Raw genomic sequence first — 22812 nt, forward strand, 5'->3', positions numbered from 1 at the left:
AGGTAATTACCTTTAACCTGTGTTTTTGTTAATAACCGTAACCACCACCTACTAAAGGCCCTGAACATATCCAACTGGTATAATATGTACTTGCAGGAACATGAGTATCACACCAACATCCACAGTCCTCACAGCTACTGACGCTATCAAACCATTCAGCTCCAGTATTACTATTTTTACAGAGGTATTCATAAGTACCGCCATATCCTCCTTCATAACCACCAAATACAAATTTAAGTTGATTTCTTTGGAGCATGTCACTAGCTTCTCGGTTCAAATTCTTTAAACTTAATCTTTCATTATAAAAAAATTAATAAATTATTTTTGCCTTGAACAGTTAAAGACACTCAAGGCTTGTATCTGCCCTACGCGAAAGGATATTGTTCGCGCCCAAAGTGACCGCTTTGGGCTTTTTTGAATCCTAATATCTTTTTTGGTGAATTTTATCTTTAATAGGTAAAGCAATTTTCTATTGACCGAACGCAGTGATTAATAAATTAATGTTGATATCAAAATTATATTTTGACAGAATGATTTCAAAACACCAAAGTAATATTTTAAATCTATATACGTAAGAATAAAGTGTTGATCTTTTAAAAAAAACCTACAGAAAAGAATTCCTGTATTTACAAATAAACTAAAACAAAAATATTAAACTTAACTGAACCATGTATTGAAAACCAATAGGCTCTAATACGCAATGAAATTAAAGGATTACAACCTAAAACTAAATCCGCATGTCCAAAAAAAATCTCAAAGAACAAGAACTTATATTTCTAATCCAAAACATCTTGCAGACACCTATTACCCACTTAAGCATAACTTAAATAAAACAATACTATAGCCCATACCAAAAAAATATAATCTCTCTCTTTTAAATTTAAATATTGTCCTTGATTTTACTTAATCTTTATCAGCTGCAAATAATCATTATTTTTAGCCACTAATAGGGCGGTACCTTCTTTGGTATGCAGTAGTCTTACCGCTTTACTATCGCCTTCCACGTACAAGCCACTTTTCTGCGCCGGAACTACTTGAAAATTAGAGCTACCTGTACCTTTTTTAGCTCCTTTTAAATAATACCCATAACTGGCATCATTTCGTGGCGTTTCAACTTCAGAACCGTACAAGTTCCCAACCATGAGCACATCCAATTCAGCATCTTTATCGAAATCGTTCACTAGTATATCATTAACAGATGAGGTCTGCACTTCATTACTTAAAGGGTGTACATTAAACGCCTTGTTATCTACATTTTCAAAATAAGTCGTCGCAAAAGTATTGACCTTGTAATGGAGTGCTGCTTCCAAATTCTGCTCTCCATAAACTTTCACCAGTGTAGCTGATCCAAATTCATTATAGGTAGGGAATTTTTCCTTAATAAAAGGCATCTGGTTTGAAGAGCACTCTCTTCCTCTTAACGGAAATAAATTTCCTTGATTATAATATCCTAAAACAATATCTATAGAATTATTATTATCAAAGTCTTTCGCATACACTTCAAAAGGTTCTTTTTCAGAGGCTTTATACTTATAATTTAGTCCTAAATTCCCAGCTACAAAGTCGGTATCACCATCGTTATCAAAATCGGCGGCCGAAATACTATTCCACCACCCGGTTTGATTTTCCATTTGGTAAGCTATTGTTTCATTGGTAAATGCCTTGCCGTTATTTTTAAGGAAGGTCACTGGCATCCACTCTCCCACAACGACCAAATCCAACAATTTATCGTTGTTAAAATCCATCCACTCTGCATCTGTAACCATACCCAGATCTTTCAAAAATGGTGCTTTATCGTCAGATATCTCAGCAAATTTCACCACACCATTTTCGGTTATGTTTTCCAGCAACAAGCTTCTTCCGGGAAAAGGGTATTTACCAGGTAGTTGGCGACCACCTACGAAGAGATCCAAATCACCATCATTATCGTAATCGGCAGCCTTTACTCTAGAGCCACTCACAGCAATAGCGGGTAACCCACCTTTATCTTTTTTAAATCTGCCCGAACCGTCGTTTATATAAAGTCGATCTCCCAGATTAACATGTCCCTGCTCGAACTCATTACCGCCACTAACGACATACAGATCCATATCGCCATCACCATCCACATCAAGGAACAGGGCATCTACATCTTCATGGTCTTTATCGTTATCGAAAACGCCTGTTTTTACTTTTCTAAAGCTGCCATTACCCTGTTGTACAAATAACTGTCCAGAATAACCTGTAGCGCCTCCAATATAAAAATCATCCAAACCATCCTTATTTAGGTCGGCCACAGCCAACGCCGGCCCCATAACAGACATTCTGTGCGGCAATAATTCTTCCCTATCAAAATCGAAAAAAATATTTTCCTCATGCTTTACAACCAGATTGCTTTGCTTTGTAATGTCCTCAAACATTACATGTGTTTTGGACGCCTTTACCGGTTGTGCACCGGCATTCTGATAGCTTACTTTTAATAATTTATTAACATCTACATCTTTAAGTACCTGCTGTTTTCCATCAAACCAGGTAACCTCAACGCTGTCAATTCTAGTCCCGTTACCAAGACCGAAATGCATCACATGTGATACGGATGACTGAAACCCTTTTGTAACGTATTGTTCTTGTAATTGCATCTTATCCTTTTGATACACCTTTATGCGCGTTCCGATCCCGTTTCGGTTACTTTTGGGGCCTTCGAACGCGAACTTTATATAAGCGTTAGCGGTATTTTTATCAGATTTGTTTTCATAAATATAAGAAGCGCTTTCTGAGTTGTTTACCACAATATCCAGGTCGCCATCATTATCAAAATCGGCATATGCTGCCCCGTTAGAATTCGTTTCGGGCTGCTCTATTAAACTCTTTTCAAAGATTAGTTTTCCATCATTCACGTAAAAGTAATTGTGCTTTTTCTTTGTAGGCATTTTACTGAGCAGATCGTTAATAAAGGTTTTCTTCACGTTCACATCCCCCGACCTAAGTGCTGCCTCTTTCTTACTTCTGTATTTAACAAAATCGTTGTTTCTAAAATCTCTTTTTATCCCGTTAGAAATGAACAAATCCTTATCACCGTCGTTATCCATATCTATAAATAAGGATGCCCAGCTCCAATCGGTACTGGATACACCCGCCATTTGAGCTACATCAGAAAATTTAGGCAACCCGCTGGCAGCATCCACCCCATTGTTAAGCTGCAATGTATTGTACATATACTGGTAGTGTAATCCGACATCCACGTGTCTGTAAAACCGGGCCGGATTCATCCCGCTCATACTCGTTTTTATGCCATAGTTGTCTTCAGCCATCATATCCAACGCCACAATATCCAACCAGCCATCATTATTAAAATCGCCTATATCATTCCCCATAGAGAAATTGGATATATGGCCTGTAGTTGCTTTGGCAACTTCGTTAAAGGTACCGTTCTTATTATTGATGTACATGTGGTCCTGACCAGAAAAATCGTTACTCACATAGATATCAGCCCATCCGTCATTGTTCAGGTCACCAAATCCCAGTCCAAGTCCGTAACCTAACATATTATTAATGATTCCTGCTTCTGCGGTAACATCCTTAAATTTTCCATTATCGTTACGAAATAAGCGCTCTCCCCTATATTTTGAGGTGATGTTTTTAAGCTTACTTATTTCCGTTTCCGGATAGGTATCTATACCATGATTAATAAGGAACATATCCAGATCGCCATCGTTATCGTAATCAAAAAAACCGGCCTGCGTAGAAAATGCAGGGGAATCCAACCCATAGGCGGCCGCCATATCTTCAAAATATGGCACGCCATTCTTTATCCCTTTATTGACCAATAGCACATTTCTTCTGGGGTCTTCATCCTGAAATCTACCGGTTCTGCATACATAAATATCCAGTAATCCGTCCTGGTTGATATCTATGGTGGTTACTCCCGAATCAAAACCGACACCACTATCGGCATTAGCCTGTCTTGTTACATCAATAAAGCTCATATTTTTATTATTGAGGTATAACTTATTTTTACTTATTGTTGAAACAAAATAAATATCTTCCCAACCATCATTGTTAAAATCACCCACAGCCACGCCACTACCATTATAGAAATATTCATAAAAAATACCGTTCATGTGCTCATTCTCTTTTAACACATTTGTAAAATAAATATTTGATTGCTTCTTTGGTACAATTGTAAAAATAGACTGCTCTACATTTGCATCAACCATTTCAACGCTTTTAGAAACCGTCTCTTTTTTACACCCTGCACTAAGCAACAAAAATAAAATTGTTCCTATAACATACCTTCCCTTCATAATTGTAGAATTTTCTTTAAATAAAAGTTAAGCCCAACTAAAATTTTAGTTGGGCTTATGGTTTTCAAAATATGTTTAATAACCTGGATTCTGTTGAAGCACCGCTTCTCCCAACTTATCTATTTCTCCTTGTGGAATTGGAGCTAGATAATGATGTGGTAAAAATATCCTAGGTTCTACTTCAAACACACCGTATGGTTTTCCTTGTGCATCGGCACCTGTCAATTCGCCGTTAGGCCCAATACGCATACCGTGTATGGGTTGGTTGAGAATTGTCTCGGCTGTTCCCCACCTACGCAAATCGAAGAACCTGTGTTCCTCGAATGCTAATTCTATACGACGTTCGTGTCTAATTTTTTCACGCATTTCGTCTTTGGTCAAGCCTGTTGGTAACTCCGGCATGTTAACACCTGATCTACCTCTAACCGCATTTACGGCTGCATATACACTAGCATCCGGGCCAGCGGCTTCGTTCTGAGCCTCGGCATAATTTAATAATACTTCGGCATAACGAATGTATATCCAGTTATTACTACCTTGCTGTTGTCCCCAACCATAATTTTCGAAATCTTCATCCAAAAACTTCTTCATGTAATAGCCCGTTTTCGTAGCATCACCATTCTTCTCAATGCCATCAAGGCCACCTAACCTTGTTTCGACAGCCCTATCTCTCCACATACTGCCCTCATATAATATAGAAGCTTCGAACCTCGGGTCTCTATTATCGTAGGGATTTGCTTCGTCATAAAGTGGCGATTCGTCAATAGACATACCATCGGTCATTTCGTAAGCATCTACTAATTCTTGTGTTGGGCTAGTACCTCCCCAACCTCCAGTATAACCAATAGGTTGGTTAAACAAATGTGCCCAATGACCAAAATCGGGATCTTGAAACTGTTTATCAAAAATGACTTCTGCATTATTATCACCAGCTTCAGTAAACAACGTATGATAATCTGAAAACAAATCGTAATTTCCAGAATCCATCACCTGCTTACTGGCAGCCGCCGATTCGACCCACTTCTCAGCATATAACAGTACACGTCCCTTTAGTGCTTGCGCAGCGCCCTTGGTAGCTTTACCCAAAAGATTTCCGGGATGCGATACCGGCAACATGCTAATGGCCGCATCCAGATCGCTAACAATAAACGCAATGATTTCGTCTTTAGAACTTCTGGAAATATTAAAATCATCATCCAATGAGAGCGCTTCATCTAAAAGCGGCACACCGCCGTAATGACGCATCAGGTCAAAATAATAAAAAGCCCTTAAAAAATTAACCTCACCTACCATTCTACTTTTTACGTCGCCATCGATATTTTCCGCCTGGTCAATATTACCAAAAAACAGATTGGCTTGTCTGATCATTTGAAAGTTATTATTCCATATACCGCCGTAAGGATAGCTACTGGGATTAAAATCCCCACGGTTAAAAGCCTGACCACCGGTCCATCCATAACTGTTCTCGGCATCGTCGGAGGTAGAAGCCATCATATACCATCCCCTGTTAAAACCGTCCGGCAATTGCTGATACATTTCATTAATGACCAACTCGATTAATTTTGGATCTTTCCATACATCACCTGAATTGAGTTTGTCTTGGGGTGTTAAATCAAGAAAGTCTTCCTGACAACCAAAAAACAAAGCCGTTAAAGCAATGAATGATACTATATATATTCTTTTCATCTTTTTTAAATTTAAATTTACCATAATTAGAAACTAACGTTAAGACCTAATGTAAATGATCTGGTTTGAGGATAAAAAGCACCTCGCCCACTAGGAGCTTCAGGATCAAAGTTCTCAATGTCACTGATTGTAAAAATATTCAATCCGGATACATACAGTCTTAACTGATCTAATTTTAGTTTAGATATCAAATCACTTGAAAAATTATAACCAATTTCAACATTTTTCAATCTTATATAGTCTGCATTTTGCAACCAAAAAGATGATACTCTTCTGTTATTGGTATCTTCGGTAAGTGTTCTTGGGAAGCGTGCATTAGGCGTCTCGGACGTCCATCTGTCTAAATGCTGTGCTAATACTTTTCCACCGTTAAAGAACGGGAAGGCTGCCTCTTCAGACAAATAGACATTAAAGTCTGCTGCTCCCTGGAACTGCGCACTAAAATCAAAACCTTTATAACTACCGCCAAAAGAGAATCCATAAATAACATTTGGAGAAGATACAACTCCTATAAAATCTCTATCATCGTTATTAATGGTACCATCGCCGTTAATATCTTTGTATTTAATATCACCCGGCGCAATATTTGGGCCTTGATCTGCATGGTTATCGATCTCTGCCTGTGACTGGAAAAAGCCTTCAGCTATCAATCCGAATCTGGAACCAATAGACCTGCCTGTTTCACGCAAATTATCCGGAATCTCTTCAGACTCTCCAATCTCGATAATCTTATTCTTTGATTTTGTAAAATTGGCCTTTGCCCAATAGTCAAAATCTCCAATATGGTTTCTATACGATGTAGATATTTCGAACCCTTTATTATCCACAATTCCGAAATTCTCTCTTGGCAAAGAGGCGCCTACAAAATCAGGAACAATACGGATTGGCCGTTCTAAGATATCTTCGGTTCGTTTTGTAAAATAATCGAACTCTATTCCCAGTTTTCGCTCCATCACTTCCAAATTGAACCCAATGTTAGTAGTGGTAGCAGTTTCCCATGTTACGTCAGTATTAGGAATTACTCCAGGACGAATGGCTTGTACCGGGCTGCCTCCTAAAATATAAGAACCGGAGAAATTAAATGCATCTAAATACTGGAACTGACTAATTCTATCATTTCCTAAACGCCCCCAGGAACCTCTTAATTTTAACTCATTGATAAAATCCACATTTTGCATAAAATCTTCCTGGGACAAACGCCACCCTAATGAGAAGGATGGAAAGAAACCAAATCTGTTTTCTTTGGCAAAGTTTTCAGAGGCATCGTATCTAAAGGCCGATTCGAATAAATACTTCTCGTTGTAAGCATAAGTCACCCTGGCAATATACCCTAATCTGGCTGAATTAACAGCACTACCTCCGTTTTGCGCTGTTCCTGAATCCCCAAAATCCAACTGAGGCAAGGCATCAGACGTTAGATTCAGACGACTAGCATCAAACCAATATGTTTTATTAATCGCTTTTTCTACACCTAATAAACCCGTCACATGGTGCACATCGGCAATTGTTGTATCGTAATTCAACGTGGCATTGTAAGTAATTATAGGATCTAAAACTCCCGAACCACTATTCGGTGCGCCCTGAAAGTAACTTTGGCTTAGTTTAGATTGTCCCAATGTTGACGGATCGTACTCTTGTGTTGTCTCATTATAGGTATAAATCTGATATTCCTTTTCTAAGGTTTTGGTTGTATTATACAACCTGTCTATAGCCACATAACCTTTTAAGGTCAGCCCTTCTATATAAGGGATTTTATACTCAAAATTCACATTGGCTAAAAAGATGTTGTTGGTAGATTCTCTTACCCCTCCACTTCTGACCGCTTCAACAGGATTGGAACCAAAAGCAGCTGGCCCTGGCAAACCATTTGAATAATACGCAATTGTATTAGGCGCCATTCTTGACAGGCCACTAAAATACGTTCCCACACCAGAACTTGGTGACATTCTGTTTTCCTGACGGCCAGCCATGTCTAAGGACACTTTCAAGCGTTCTGTAATATCAAAATCAAGATTAGCTCTAAAATTATAACGTTTATAATCAGAAAAAGGCATTAAACCTCCTTCAGAAATAAAGCCTCCTGATGCAAAATACCGTACCTTTTCTGATCCTCCAGAGATGGAAATGGTATGTTGCTGCTGGATGGCTGAATCTTTTAGACCAACATCGTACCAATCGGTATTAGGATGTGTTAAGGGATCGGATCCTGTTCTGTATTTTTCTAAATCGTCAGCCGTATACAATTCTGCCTTTCCTTCATTTCTTTTGGCTTCATTAAACAAAACAGCATAATCGTAACTACCTAAATAATTAGGTAATTGTGTAGGCTTAGTGGTTGTGATCTCCGAAGTATATGATATAACCGGCTTACCGGATTTACCACGCTTGGTCGTAATTAAGATCACCCCGTTAGCTCCTCGAACCCCATAAACAGCAGCTGCAGACGCATCTTTTAATACGGTTATGGTCTCAATGGTATTCGGATCGAATTGAGAAAAAGACCGTTGTACTCCATCGACGATAATTAACGGTGCTGAATTTCCCGTTGTGCTAATACCCCTAACCAACAGATTAGAGCCATTAGATCCTGGTTGCCCACCTCTTTGCGTGGCTATCAAACCTGGCAATCTACCTACTAAGGCATTACTTATGTTGGCCACAGAACTCTGATTTAATTCTTCACTATCTACAGAGACCACTGCACTGGTTACTTCCTTTTTCTTTTGTGTACCATAACCAACTACAACTACTTCTTCAAGTGTCGCCACATCTTCGATCATTGTTATGTTAATCGTTTTCTGGCTACCTACTGCAATTTCTTGGGACATAAAGCCTAAATACGAAAACACCAGTATATCCGAACTTGAATTGACGTTTATATTATATTTACCATCAATATCGGTCACAGTTCCTTTAGTAGTTCCTTTAATTACAACACTTACACCTGGTAAAGGCACACCACCTTCATCTAATATAGTACCACTTACTTCGGTCTGGACTAATTTTGAAATAGCTTGGGAAATCATTTTATTGATTGCCTTATTACTTTCATCGGCCTTTGATTCAAGCTCAATAACATCTTCTTTAAAAAGACTTTCTATTTTGATACGCATTTCCTCATTATTTCTGGGATATAGTACGATATGTTCTTTTATAATACTATAATCGATATCTGTTCCTTCAAACAACAGGTTTAATGTCCTTTCCAATTCTTCATTTTCTATTTTCAAAGAAACTTTGGAGGATACGTCAACCATACTTGTGTTATAAAAGAAGTTTAATCCACTTTTACGTTCAATGTGATTTAAAATCTTTTTTATTGTAACATTTTCTTCATCTAAAGAAATTTTTTGTGCATAACTATCAAAAGCGAAGATGTTTGACATCGTTATGCATAACAAAAACAAATAAATTTTCATAATTCTGGATACAAAGGTTCCTAATGAAAAAACATGTTGGTTTTTTTTCATAATTTTGTTTGGTTTTAATTATTTACAATATTTTTTGCTAAATGATTAGCTAGTAACTAAAGGAGTGTCTCCAGCACTCCTTTTCTTTTAATTTATTTTATTTCATACTTATTCCTGTTTTAACGTTATTATATTGTTAGTAATAGTGTAATCTATAGGCGATGACACTTTTAAAAGTCTCATACATTCCTTTATGGTCAGATTGTCAAAGGTTCCTGAATACTTATAATCCAGTAATTCCTTTGAAATAATTTTAAAGGTAACATTGTACTTACGCTGTAAGTCCTGCACAACTTGCTCTAACGGTGTTTCATTAAAAATAAGCTTGTTATCTTTCCATGAAATCGCATCCAGAGCATTGACTGTATCTACGATTAACTTCTTATCTTTTTTATTGTAAGCTGCTTGCTGAAAGGGCTTTAATACAATTGGAGCTTTTGAATTATTATCCTTGATAACCTCCACTTTTCCAGAAACCAAAGTGGTCTGTACCTCCTTATCATCTGGATAGGACTTAACATTAAAAACAGTTCCCAGTACTCTTACCGCTAAACCATTATAAGTCTTTACTACAAGTGGTTTGTGCTCGTTCCTTACCACTTCAAAAAGCGCTTCTCCAATTAGGGTAACCTCTCTTATATCGTCCTTAAATACTTTAGGGTATTGTATCTCACTATTGGCATTGAGCAAAACTTTAGTCCCATCGGGCAGTACTACCTGTTCTTTACCTCCAATAGCAGTCGTAACCTGAACTAACTGACTATTTATAGAAAGGGTGTTAAAATAATACAATCCAAAGCTTAAAAACAAGACAACAACCGCCGCTACAGAAGCATATTTGATACGCGGCTTCCTTCCTATTCTACGTAGTACTTTTTTAAATTGTGAATCCAGCTCTGGTTCGCTTACCATACTGTTTTCAAATTTAGAAACCTGCTTCGCTTTTTCAATTGCTAATTCCTTAATGCGCTCAGGGTCATTTAACACCTGCTTCACTAGCTGTTTACGTCCTTCAGAATCCATCTTATCCCCCAACAGATCCTTAATTTCTTTCTTTTGCATGATTACAATTTAGCATGACCTTATACTATCATGACGTAAAAAAGAACGGAGTACCCTCGTTTGAAAGTTGTTTTTTTTAAAAGAAAAAGAAATAGTGCTTTAAATGAATCCGTAAATGCTTGATTGCCTTGGAAATATGACCTTCTACGGTTTTTTTAGAAATTTTTAATTCCTCTGAAATTTCTACATTTTTCAAGCCCTCCATTCTACTCTTAATAAAAATATGCTTGCATTTATCGGGAAGGGAATCTATAGCATTTAGAATTTGTAGTTTAAGCTCTTCTTCCAAAATATTGGAAGCCGAATCATCTGATAAAACATGAAAGTTAAGCGCGGCTTCTAATTGTTCAATATTACCCTCTAGGCTAAGACGGTTTTTGGCTGCACGTAAAAAATCTATGCATGCATTCCTAGTGATTTGATAGATATATCCATTAATGTTCGTATTAATGTCTATGGCATCCTTTTTATGCCAGATTTTAACAAAAACGTCTTGGACGATTTCTTCTGCATCTTCTTTATTTGCTACATAGCTTTTCGCTATATGCAAAAGCTTAGGGTAATAAACATTATACAGTACCCTGTATGCAAATTTATCCTCATTTTTTATTAAAGATAAAAGCGAATTAATATTTGAAAAATTAACATCCCGCATATATAGACCCTAGGCACTTTAACTTATTTAAAAAGAAAAGTTTATCAAAAAAATATCAGTTTGATAATGCACAATATTAATAAAAAAAATTAATACGAGCATCTCTCCTGTACATATCTCAATTATTTTAAAAACCGAATCCCATCCTAAATGCTAACCGTAAACCATCATCACTATGAAAGGCTGAAATATTAGCGGTAATCATATCGGCTACATTAGCAAAAAAACCACCTCCTATAGAAGTATTCCATGTGTCGGAATGATGATTGGCATCTTGTAAAAACGACTCTCCAACCCACACACGTCCATAGTCGACTCCTCCATAAACACCTATTTGTAATGGAAAAAGAGTTGTTTTTAACCTCTTAAGGTTTAAACGAATATCTGTACTTTGTACGAATGCTCGCTTTCCAGTAAAGCGTTCATTTCTATAACCCCTTAATCCTTTATTAGCACCAATATTTGCCCCTTGATAAAATTCAAAATCATTGCCAAAATTAATATGTCCCCTTATTTTTGTTGCTAACACCAGTTTTCCATTGGTTGCTAACTTATAAGTAAATCCTAACTCTGGTATAACATAAGTGTAATCATTAGAGTTTTCTACATTCGACTTATATCCTCCTGTAAGGCCTATTTGCATACCCAAAGTTGGAAACGCCCTATTATCTACATTCTCATAACCATAGGCTATTTCAGCTCCAAAAAAACTGTTTCCCACATCAATATTATCACCTATAAATTGATTGATAAACCTTCCTTCTGTTTCTTCTACTTCAATAACCTCATATGATATTCCAATCTTTAAGTTAGCTCCTAAAACACCGCGCCACATTAAATAAGGCAATACCTTAAAGGTTTGTAATTTAACGCGGTTATAGTTAAACCCTACATCTAAACCATCATCCGCATCTGCTTGGGGATTATGTGTATTATTTCCATAACCAAAAAAATTGATAGCATAATTAGGGCTAGTAAAAACAGATTCCACTCCAAAGTTTACATTTCTTAGCATATTTGCAAACTCCCCCGCATACCCCAGTTCAAAACCATTAGTCGCAAAATAATATGCTCCAGAAAACGTGTGTTTGTAGGTAAACGGATTGCGTTCAAATCCATAGTTACTGTAGGTATTAGCAAACCCAATTTTTAAACCGTCATCCTGATTGGCTCCAATGGTTGGGACAAACTGATTAGAACTGTTCTTTAGTTTTTTATAATCATATACATTGGTTTCGTAATCATCTGTCAACTTTAACGCTCCTTTTTTAGTAATAAATGTGTTGTCTTTAGACTTATAGTCATAGATTTTGATACTTTGACCGTTTTCTACATTATAAATATCATTATTTTGCCCTCCAACAATGCGCACTTTAATAGGGTTACTGCCTTGACCAAATACCTTAAACACATCCTTATCATCCAATCCATAAATCCATATCTCTTTTGTATTTTTATGGGTATATGTTCGTTCATGAAAAACATCTGATTTCTCGCCTTTTTTAATTCTATAGGCCGTTATTTTTGTTTGTCCATTCGCCAAACGTTCCACATCAAACCAATCATCTTTATTGGTACCTTTTATTACTGCGTACTTGTTTATGTGCTCATAATAACTATCTGATATCACTTTCAAATTAGCACGACGTCCTTTTAGCTTCAATCTTATCTCTTCTATTGTTTTCGCATTCACTTCTACAGGGAAATATCCAAATGCCTTATCTATAACCTCATCTGTTAAATTATCTACAATATACTTTACTTGTGCATCCCATACATCGTGATCCGATTGATTGATTAAAGCCATATCTAACGGATAGGGTTCCTGATTAAACCATTTTGTACTTTTTAGTTCCGTATCGTAACTCTGCATTAAACGTAAACTGGGCACTATTTTAGTTACAAACCCCAATAGAGCTCCATCTGCCATGATTGAAAAAGCCTGATCTCTATCCCTTGGAACTGGGCGGTAAATTGTTTTACTATTTTCTTTAAAACTTGCCCAACGCCACTGATCTTCATGCCTGTCCCAATCTCCAATAAGCATATCGAACAGTCGAGCTCGTATATAAGAAGCCTCATCTAGCTCGAAATCCTCATCTTTATGTAATTTTTTCAACAAGTCGTCCGTACTTATTATTTTGCTTGAAAAACCAAAGCTAGCCTTATCGCCATGCCCGGAACTAACATGTTCTTCTATCATATACAAGGCATCTCCAAATTCATCATTAAACCTTCCTAGTCCTTTCTGTTTTGGCACATAATACAAAACAGGATTGGCATGGTATATACCAACAGCATCCGACAAAGTTCCTATTGTAAAGGGGGCATAGGGATGAGCTCCTGCAAAAACATCCAATAATAAGGCTTCAGTATAGCTATCGTTAAACTGGCCTTCAATAAATTGATCTCTAAAAGCTACTGCTTGCAAATACTGAAGTGCATCCTTACGAAGTGCCCTCAAAACATATTCTCTTCCTTGTTTATCTCGCAATCGTAACGATTTTGATTGATGTCCTCCTCCTTTTCTAACGGGCTCTAAACCTCCAAATAATGTATCGATATTAACCGTTAGAGCCATAACCTGTTGGCTATAGTCTTTCCGGTAGCGTTCTCCCCAAAACATTTTATAAAGACCTCCTTTATCTGTTTCTTCTTTTGTATAAACAGATGCCGAATATTTAGCAGGAAATGCATTCTCGAAATTTGTTGGTTTTTCATTTTTATTCGCTGTAATAACTTCCGATTGAAAAACAACTTCATTATTTGTTTCTGCAGAAAAAAAACGCACATAAGACGATCCATCCGAAAACACATCCAATCTTGCATAGCCTGGGGTTCCATAAGAAAACCGCCCACCTCCTGTTAAGCGTGTACCCATTGTTTTAGATCCAGATCCACTAATTATCTGAGGTAAATTATCCTGAACAATATACTGTAAATTGTGGTCATGCCCCGAAACGAAAATAGTTTTATCGTTTTCCTGAGCTAGTGTTACAATACGTTTTCTAAATTCATTATATAACGTATTTTGAACGTCGACAGTGGTAACCCCTCCTGTTTTTCTAACAATATTTTTTAAGGTTCCCAGTACGGGCAACGGCGACATATGACTCCCAAATGTATATTGACCACCATGCGAACCATTAGTAAACAGTGGGTGATGCACAGCTACAACAACAGTCTTTCCCCTAGCTTTCTTAATTTCACTTTCAAATTCATCAAAAAATTTTGTTCGCGTCTTTATTTCACAATCATCATTTATTGTTGGGTGCTTATCCCAATTGGTAAGATACCATTCTGAATCGACAAGAATTAAAACGCAATTGTCTGAAATATTTATTTTCTCAAGCGGACAACCATTTTCTGGCAAAAATGTGTTTTTACCAAGTTTGTCCTCTATAAAATTTTCTTGTCGCTTTAAACCTTTAAGGCCATCACTATACCAATCATGATTCCCTGGAATAAAAATGGCTTTTCCTTTAAAATCTTTTACCGCATTGGTCTGAACATCTAATTGGTGTTCTGCAAAAGCACGCCCTTCCACCCCTTTTTTAGGCATCCCTTTTGGATAAATATTATCGCCTAAAAAAATAGCTGTACTGTTTTTAGGAGCACGCTTTAAAGCCTCTTTAAAAGCTCTTAACGCTTCCGATTGAGTTCCCAAAGGTGAGTTCCCGGCATCACCTATTAAATAAAAAGAATGTTCTATTTCTTTTTTGAAAACAATCTCTGAAACTTCTTCAACTTTTCCTTCATATTGAGGATTATAGGTGGCACATGCCTGAAAAAGCACAACCATCAGCAATATGGTTTTACTACTCAATGTATTCATTCGGTTGACTGATTAGCCTTATAAATATAAGGCTAATATTTCTATTATTCTTTAAAGATCTGTTTCAAAACTTTTGTTTGGACAGCCTTTCTTTTGCCACAAATTCTGAAAACTGCCTTAACAACACCTTTAATTTCGGATTTATATAGGCTTTACAAAATGGCTTCTCGGGATTCTGATAATAATAATCCAAAAGCGATATTCTAGATGGCTTGAAACATTTAAAGGCATATACTTTGGTTACTAAAGCCCTTTCAAAATCACTTTGAAGTTCATTAATAATAGTCTTTGCTTCTGCGCCTTGAGGATTTGAAAACACATAAATCGCCGAACGGTATTTGTCTCTCATTGCATGTTCACTTGTACTTTTATGTGTATGCAAATGGACTTCTATAAGTACTTTTAAAGGTATACTTTCAGTATTAAAATGAACAATAACAGCTTCGGAGAATTTATCCTCCTCTATCGAAGATATGTATCCTTGCTCTACTTTTTCAACGCCTTTTAAAGACTTAAAAACGGCCTCTGTACACCAATGGCAACCACCTCCCAAACCTACCTTATGTATCATCACAAGTAGATATTATCCAAATTAACCTTTTAATTTATCACCATGGCTTTTTCTAAACTTTGACAGTTTAGGTGAAATCACAAAACTACAATAGCTTTGTGATTGATTATTTCTATAGTAGTCCTGATGGTAATCTTCAGCTTTGTAGAACACCTCCAAAGGCAAAACCTCTGTCACAATCGGTTCTTCATAGTACGAAGCCAATTCTTCTAAAACTTCTTCTGCAATGCGTTTCTGACTGTCATCGTGATAAAAAACAACCGATCTATATTGTGTTCCCCTGTCTGCTCCTTGACGATTTAATGTAGTAGGATCGTGCGTTGTCATAAAAACTTTTAAAATATCCTTATAAGTAAGCTCATTGGCATCAAAGGTAATTTGAACAACTTCTGCGTGCCCTGTTAGTCCAGAACATACTTCACGGTATGTAGGTTTTCCAGGTGCATTACCTCCCGAATACCCCGAAACAACTCGTTCTACACCTTTCACTTCCTGAAATACCGCTTCGGTACACCAGAAACAACCACCACCTAATGTGGCCTGTTCTAAACTTTTTTTTACCATCTTTATAATTTGTTTATTGACTATTTGAGTCTTGGGTCTTAAAATTTACAATTATCTATTGGTATGCACAATTAACTTCCAACTTTTTGACTTGAATCTAAAAAACTCCCAACTATTTCGGTGTTTTTTCTAAGACCATCGACTCAGAATTAATACAATAACGCAATCCGCTGGGTTCTGGCCCATCGGGAAAGACATGACCCAAATGTGCATCACAGGTATTGCATAGCACTTCTACACGCAACATCCCATAAGAAGTATCCTTCTCGTATTTTATGGCATTTTCTCTGATAGGCTGTGTAAAACTAGGCCAACCCGTTCCTGAACTAAACTTGATTGTAGAATCAAACAATGGCGTATCGCAGCACACGCAATTGTATTTCCCTTCATCATAGGTTGTACAAAGCGCACCACTATGAGGCCGCTCGGTTCCTTTCAATCTGGTTATCCTAAATTGCTCCTGAGTCAATTGCTCCTGCCACTCCGCTTCGCTTTTTTCGACACGTCTGTCTGGCTCTGGATTGCCATTTACAGAAAAACCGATAACATCTTTCCAGGTTAGCATACTTTATCCTTTCTTTTTGTTAGTTGCACGTATATTTTAAGACAAAGATAGTCGAAATAGCATGTACAGCCTTACATTTAGTGATCGAGACAATAAACAGAACGATTATTTAAAGGATGGTGTATACGTGCGCAAACATTAATTAAAAGTTTAGTATTTTTACTAAAAATAGCTACGTTGTTATGGATAACCTTATTCAGGAAGCCCAAAAATATACTATCCGGCTCTTAAACGAAGAACTCGACAATAAATACGTATACCATAACCTTGTTCATACGCAACGTGTTGTTGAAAAGACCAAAATGTTGGCCGACCTTTCCAATCTGAACACGCATGACAAAGCTCTACTAGAATTAGCAGCTTGGTTTCACGATACGGGCTATATTAAAGGCATTGAAAAACACGAAGAAGTAAGTGCCGGAATAGCGGCATCCTTTTTAAAAGCACATGATAGATCGGAGGACGATACAGCTATTGTTACACGTTTAATTTTGGCAACGCGAAAGGATCACAATCCCACAGATATTCTCGAAAAAATTATTCGCGATGCGGATTGTGCGCATATAGGCAGTAAAAATTACGCAACAGTTTCTGAATTGCTCCGTAAAGAATGGGAGTTAACTTGTAACAAAACTTTATCGGAACAAGAATGGCTTAAGGAAAATATCGATTTTTTATCCATTCATCACCGATTCTATTCTGACGCTGCATCATCCAACTGGGATAAAGGCAAAGGAAAAAACCTGTCTCAACTATTAAAAGCTCAAAAAAAACTAAAAGACGAACACCTTAAACTAAAGCACAAAAAAGAAACTCTAGCATTAAAAAAAGACAAAAAAGAGCTACCAGAACGCGGCATAGAAACCATGTTTAGAGTAACCCTTAAAAATCATATTACACTAAGTAATATTGCCGACACAAAAGCAAATATTTTATTGTCGGTAAATGCTATTATCGTATCATTGGTACTTGCTAATCTAATCCCAAAACTGGATAACCCTTCCAACTTTTATCTAATATACCCTACGGCCATTTTTGTTCTATTTACCGTAACTTCTATGATCTTGTCGGTATTAGCGACTCGCCCTAATGTTACAGGTGGAAAATTTACAAAGGAAGATGTAGCCAACAAAAAAGTGAATCTCCTTTTCTTTGGAAATTTCCATAAAATGAAACTTAACGATTTTGAGTGGGCCATGGGAGAGATGATGCAAGATCGAGATTACCTTTACTCGTCCATGAAAAAAGATCTTTATTTTCTAGGATTGGTATTGCATCGAAAATACCGTATTTTACGGATAACCTATACTGTTTTCGTGATTGGCATTATTATAAGTGTTCTCGCTTTTACCATTGCTTTCCAATTTTCCGGAATAGACTAAGATTTAATTTCTTTCATTAAATCGCTATAGGTATAAAACGCTTTGTCTGCTTCGTTTTTATGGTATAGCACACTTACGCGTATCGCTTTAAGTCCAGTAACAGCTTGCAAATCTTCCAATTCAACTATTTCAACATCTGTTCCTACATACTTTTTTGATTGCAAGAATTTTATATACCTTAAATATTCGCGTTCGTCTTGTTTTTGAGAATATACAATAGTTATCTTCCCTTTTTCGGTAACACGTTTTTTTGTTCCTTTTATATAAGCCTTATCGACACGCTTTTTTACAATTTCATATCTGGCATTGTATGTGCCATCTACATCAAACTGTTTTTCATCCATTCTAAAACTTATGGATAATGGCTGATTGAAAACCAATACCATTGATGCAACATCTAAAGTTACAGGAAAGTTGGACTGCATTTGGTAATAAGCATTTTCCATTTCGCACATAACCTGTAATTGCCACAATCTTAAGTTGTAAAGATAGATAGGATTAAAGCTATCTTCTTGGGTGATCGATTCCCCAACATACATGTTATGCTCTACACCATCCGTTTTAAAACGCTCAAAATAATGTGGATACATTGCTTGTGCCTTAACCTGCTTTTTATCCAAAAGGGCTGCCATTTCCTTATTAATCAAAGCAATGGTGTCATCATAATCCTTTCTGTATTTATATACCAGATTAATCTTAGCATCAATACTTTCAAAATACTTATCAATTGCCAACTTTAGCTCTTCTTTTATATACAAATGCCTAAGTACCGATTCTATGTCTTGCTTAAAAAATTCGGAAATCTGCTGTTCGCTATCCACTTGAAAGTGCTTATTAAGCCCATCTAAATATGCATCTACCTGAAAGATAAACTGCTCGTAAATTGGCAGCGCTTCAATCTCTGAAGCTTTCTCTAAAATAGATTTTACGGCATTTAACTGCAATGTTAAATCCTTTCTTGTTGCAAGATTTCTAGCTTCAGAAGACCCCTTAATATCAATCTGTCCATATAACGGATAAACATCTTCAAAAGCTATTTTACTAAATGTTGCTGGCTCACCACTATATTCAGACTTAATAAACTTTCTGGCTTCTTTTTCAAATCGCCAATAAACACTCGGATGAATGGAAGTACATTCTTGTTGAATTACAGCTTCAATTAAGTTCTCTTCTTCTTTTCTGGAACGCTCCACAGCCGACACAATAAACGGCATTACATCTACCAATTTATTTGCATTAATGCTATTTAGAACTTGGGGCTTATCGGAAACTATTTCCAACACCCCCATCAAACCTTCATCATTAGCTACTGGTGCAAAAATGACACTCTTGATGTTTTGGTCGAACAAAATCTTTAGATGCGGTGCCTGATCTCCAACAAAAGCCAGTGTTTTCTCCACATTAGAAATAGAAAAATACTTATTCTCCTTCATTAGTTTATTATAAGACCAATTACATAAGGTATCGCGACAACTTGCATTTTCAAGGCCGTGTAATAAGAAGCTCGTTATACCTGCTCCATATACCTGTTCAAAAGTATCTTTCTCCGCATTGTAAGTAGAAAAGCCAACCTTAAGGTTATTAACCCCAAATAATGAATTGAAAATCTTTTGAAAATCCTCGCCATAATCTTTTTCTCTGTGCTTTCCTTTCTCTATGAGGTTAGACTTAATATTAGAAATAGACTGATCGTCTGTAACGTCGAACATATTTGAAATTACAAAACCCTTAAAAACATAACTATTGGGAGGAAACTTCGATTTCCATAGTTCAATGTTTTCAAAATTATCTAAGAGTTCATCATAATCCTCTTGGGTAATTTTAGGTGCTTTTTCTGTTGGGGTTATTTCACAAAAATCGGCATTATACATTATTTTATAAAACCGTGACACACCATTGGCATCAGGGATTTCATAATAAAAAGGTCTTTTAAAACTCACATTGAAACCATAACAGAACTTTAAAATAACGGCACAAGCCATAATGTAAGTATCATCTTCTGGCAGGTTCATTATTTTCAATTCGAAATCTTCGCCAGCCAAATCAATGATCTTTTTAAAACGCTCGGACTTGTTAAAAATAATATCTTGAAACGGCACTGATGCCGACTTAATTTCATTTTGTGTAAGAACAGGGCTAAAAGCATCTTGCAGAAGAAAATTGATCTGCTTCTTGTATGTATTCAGCAACGCAAAATCCGTAAAACCATCTCTTAATTCTGGATAGGGTTTTTGAACATCTAAAATCCGTTTAGCCTTATCCACTACAAACGCATCATCACTCGTGAGCATGTCTTCATACTGCTCTATAAGCTTATTAAAGCCTATTTTTAACAACATGGGAGACTCTGGTTGGTCATACTTTATCATCGCATCGTACTTTAGATATAGTAAAAATATTAATTATTTTGCTTAATAGTCGCTTATACAGCTATTATATTACAAAATCCACCAACCTATTTAAGCTAATTGTATAGTTTAATTTATACTCATTTACCCAAACAAAAAAGCACCCCAAATTTGGGATGCTTTTACTTTGTAATATAATTAAAATTACGTCGTTTAGCTTAAAGACACCGTTTCTTTTAAATAAGCTATCACATTTTCACTCACCTTTTCTCCTGTGAAGCCAAACTTCTCGTCTAGAACACCTGCAGGCGCTGAATAGCCAAAATGATCGACTCCAAAAACAGTACCGTTAGCCCCAACAAGTCCTTCCAGGTTTACAGGTAAACCAGCTGTCAAACCAAATAATGGTTTATTTTTAGGGATAATGCTATCTTGGTAAGCTTGAGGTTGTTGCCTAAATAACCCTTCTGAAATGATAGAAGCGATGCTAACCTTTATATTTTCTTTATCTTCTAATATTTTAGAAGCTTCAATAAGGGTCGATACTTCCGATCCGTTGGCAATTAATACAACATCTGGATTTTCAACTTCTTTTACTAAGTAACCACCTTTTTCGGCTGCCAAAGCGTCTCCATATCTTGAAGCGCCATTGGCAGGCACATCTTTAATACCTTGTCTTGACAGGATTAAACCAGTAGGTGTATCGCTGTTTTCCATAGCCATTTTCCACGCCACGCTTGTTTCTGATGAATCTGCTGGTCGCAATGCCAGGAAACCTGCTTTTCCACTGTGGTTCTTTACTTTTTCCAGTAAACGAATTTGAGCTTCTTGCTCTATAGGTTGGTGCGTTGGCCCATCTTCTCCTACTCTAAAGGCATCATGTGTCCACACATATTTTACAGGTAGTTCCTGGATAGCACTTAATCGGATAGCTGGCTTCATATAGTCTGAGAACACAAAGAAAGTAGCCACTACAGGAATAATACCTCCGTGTAAAGCTAAACCATTTGCAATACACGCCATAGTCAATTCGGCCACACCTGCTTGCAGGAACGATCCGCTAAAGTCACCTTTTTGAAGGGCATGTGTTTTCTTCAAGAATCCATCGGTTTTATCACTATTTGATAAATCGGCAGAGGATACGATCATATTCTCAACATTCTCGGCCAAGTACCCCAACACATTGGAAGAAGCTGCTCGCGATGCCAAGCCTGCTTTGTGCTCTATGGATCCAAAATCCAACTCTGGTAATTTTCCTGAGAAGAATTGATCCATCTTCGCAGCCAAAGCTTCATTTTCTTGTTTCCAAGCAGCAATCTCTGCTTTCTTTGCAGCAGCTTTTGCTGTTTTTTCGGCTACTAGTGTTTTATAAAAAGATGCTACGTCTTCGTAGATATCAAATGGGTTCTCTAAGCTAGCCCCTAAGTTTAGTAAGGTCTTCTCATAATCGGCTCCTGTATTACCTATAGGCTGCCCGTGTAACTCACAGTAACCTTCAAACGAACTCCCATCAGCAGCTACGCAACCTTTACCCATAATGGTCTTTCCTATAATTAAGGTTGGCTTTTCTGTTTCGTTATTGGCATCGGTTAAAGCTTGTCTTATCTGATCGTGGTCATGACCATCGATAGTTACAACTTTCCAACCCCAAGATTCATATTTCATAGCGGTATCTTCGGTTGTAACTTCTTCAACAGATGTCGATAATTGAATATCGTTAGAATCGAAAAACATAATAAAATTGCTCAAACCTAAATGTCCTGCAATCCTACCTGCTCCCTGAGATATCTCTTCCTGGATACCTCCATCAGAGATAAATCCATATACTTTATGATTGATCCAATCTCCAAAACGCGCTGCTAAAAACTTCGCTGCTATAGCGGCTCCCACTCCCATGGTATGTCCTTGTCCTAATGGTCCAGACGTATTTTCTATTCCCCTAGCTACATCAACTTCGGGATGCCCAGGAGTAATAGACCCCCATTGACGGAAATTTTCAAGATCGTTCTTAGCATAATTCCCCAATAAGTAGTATTGGGCATACATTAAAGTAGACAAGTGACCAGCGTCCATAAAAAATCGATCTCTAAAAGGCCAATTCATATCTGATGGATCGTAGTTAAAAAACTCCGAATATAAAATGTGCATAAAATCGGCGCCTCCCATCGGACCTCCAGGGTGCCCTGACTTTGCCTTTTCTACCATTGCAACAGCTAATGCTCTGATATTGTCTGCTGCTTGTTGATCAATTTTTTTGTTCATGTTTTACTTGTTTGATAACCTATTTAATTCTGCTTTTAATAAGGAACTTTTTATTGACAAAACCTTCAAAAAAAAAACAACTAATTATTTTATAATCAAAGGGCTTATATATGTCGCGGCAAAGGTAAG

At 36.9% G+C, this 22812-nt stretch carries 13 protein-coding genes; 1 reads left to right on the forward strand and 12 read right to left on the reverse strand.

What is annotated here, in order from left to right; genetic code table 11:
- Window positions 1-28: 28 nt before the first annotated feature.
- The 10 genes from ABD792_RS17500 to msrB form a co-directional block, all read right to left on the reverse strand.
- Window positions 29-277 carry a hypothetical protein gene (locus ABD792_RS17500; protein WP_345007668.1) on the reverse strand — a complete coding sequence of 83 codons (249 nt, stop codon included), beginning with the start codon at window positions 275-277 and terminating at the stop codon, window positions 29-31.
- A gap of 622 nt (window positions 278-899) precedes the next feature.
- Window positions 900-4283, reverse strand: a complete 3384-nt coding sequence (locus tag ABD792_RS17505; RefSeq protein ID WP_345007669.1) for a VCBS repeat-containing protein — start codon at window positions 4281-4283, stop codon at window positions 900-902.
- A 75-nt stretch (window positions 4284-4358) separates the two neighbouring features.
- Window positions 4359-5969: a RagB/SusD family nutrient uptake outer membrane protein gene (locus ABD792_RS17510; RefSeq protein ID WP_345007670.1), complete on the reverse strand. Its 1611-nt coding sequence runs from the start codon at window positions 5967-5969 to the stop codon at window positions 4359-4361.
- Between the two features lie 26 nt (window positions 5970-5995).
- A complete protein-coding gene (locus ABD792_RS17515) occupies window positions 5996-9439 on the reverse strand; it encodes a TonB-dependent receptor (protein ID WP_345007671.1) in 3444 nt (1147 codons plus the stop codon).
- 108 nt (window positions 9440-9547) lie between these two features.
- Entirely contained in the window at window positions 9548-10501 is a 954-nt protein-coding gene (locus ABD792_RS17520; protein ID WP_345007672.1) for a FecR family protein, read from the reverse strand.
- Window positions 10502-10577: 76 nt separating this feature from the next.
- Window positions 10578-11156 carry an RNA polymerase sigma-70 factor gene (locus tag ABD792_RS17525; protein WP_345007673.1) on the reverse strand — a complete coding sequence of 193 codons (579 nt, stop codon included), beginning with the start codon at window positions 11154-11156 and terminating at the stop codon, window positions 10578-10580.
- 127 nt (window positions 11157-11283) lie between these two features.
- Entirely contained in the window at window positions 11284-14991 is a 3708-nt protein-coding gene (locus ABD792_RS17530; RefSeq protein ID WP_345007674.1) for a metallophosphoesterase, read from the reverse strand.
- Window positions 14992-15055: 64 nt separating this feature from the next.
- Window positions 15056-15562 carry a peptide-methionine (S)-S-oxide reductase gene (locus ABD792_RS17535; RefSeq protein ID WP_345007675.1) on the reverse strand — a complete coding sequence of 169 codons (507 nt, stop codon included), beginning with the start codon at window positions 15560-15562 and terminating at the stop codon, window positions 15056-15058.
- 21 nt (window positions 15563-15583) lie between these two features.
- The gene (gene msrA / locus ABD792_RS17540) at window positions 15584-16126 is read right to left on the reverse strand and encodes a peptide-methionine (S)-S-oxide reductase MsrA (protein WP_345007676.1); all 543 of its coding nucleotides are present in this window, start codon (window positions 16124-16126) and stop codon (window positions 15584-15586) included.
- Window positions 16127-16238: 112 nt separating this feature from the next.
- Complete coding sequence (gene msrB, locus ABD792_RS17545; protein WP_345007677.1) at window positions 16239-16691, reverse strand: peptide-methionine (R)-S-oxide reductase MsrB; 453 nt, start codon at window positions 16689-16691, stop codon at window positions 16239-16241.
- Between the two features lie 182 nt (window positions 16692-16873).
- Between msrB and ABD792_RS17550 the strand changes: the two genes are divergently transcribed.
- Window positions 16874-18073, forward strand: coding sequence for a Pycsar system effector family protein (locus ABD792_RS17550; protein ID WP_345007678.1), 1200 nt, complete (start codon window positions 16874-16876; stop codon window positions 18071-18073).
- Here ABD792_RS17550 and ABD792_RS17555 read toward each other — a convergent pair.
- Window positions 18070-20442 (reverse strand): GAF domain-containing protein, encoded by a 2373-nt coding sequence (locus tag ABD792_RS17555; protein WP_345007679.1) that lies wholly within the window; start codon window positions 20440-20442, stop codon window positions 18070-18072. The genes ABD792_RS17550 and ABD792_RS17555 overlap by 4 nt on opposite strands.
- A 192-nt stretch (window positions 20443-20634) precedes the next feature.
- Window positions 20635-22683: a transketolase family protein gene (locus ABD792_RS17560; RefSeq protein ID WP_345007680.1), complete on the reverse strand. Its 2049-nt coding sequence runs from the start codon at window positions 22681-22683 to the stop codon at window positions 20635-20637.
- Window positions 22684-22812 lie beyond the last annotated feature (129 nt).

Origin of the sequence: Snuella lapsa (assembly GCF_039539345.1) — a bacterium.
Lineage (GTDB): Bacteria > Bacteroidota > Bacteroidia > Flavobacteriales > Flavobacteriaceae > Snuella > Snuella lapsa.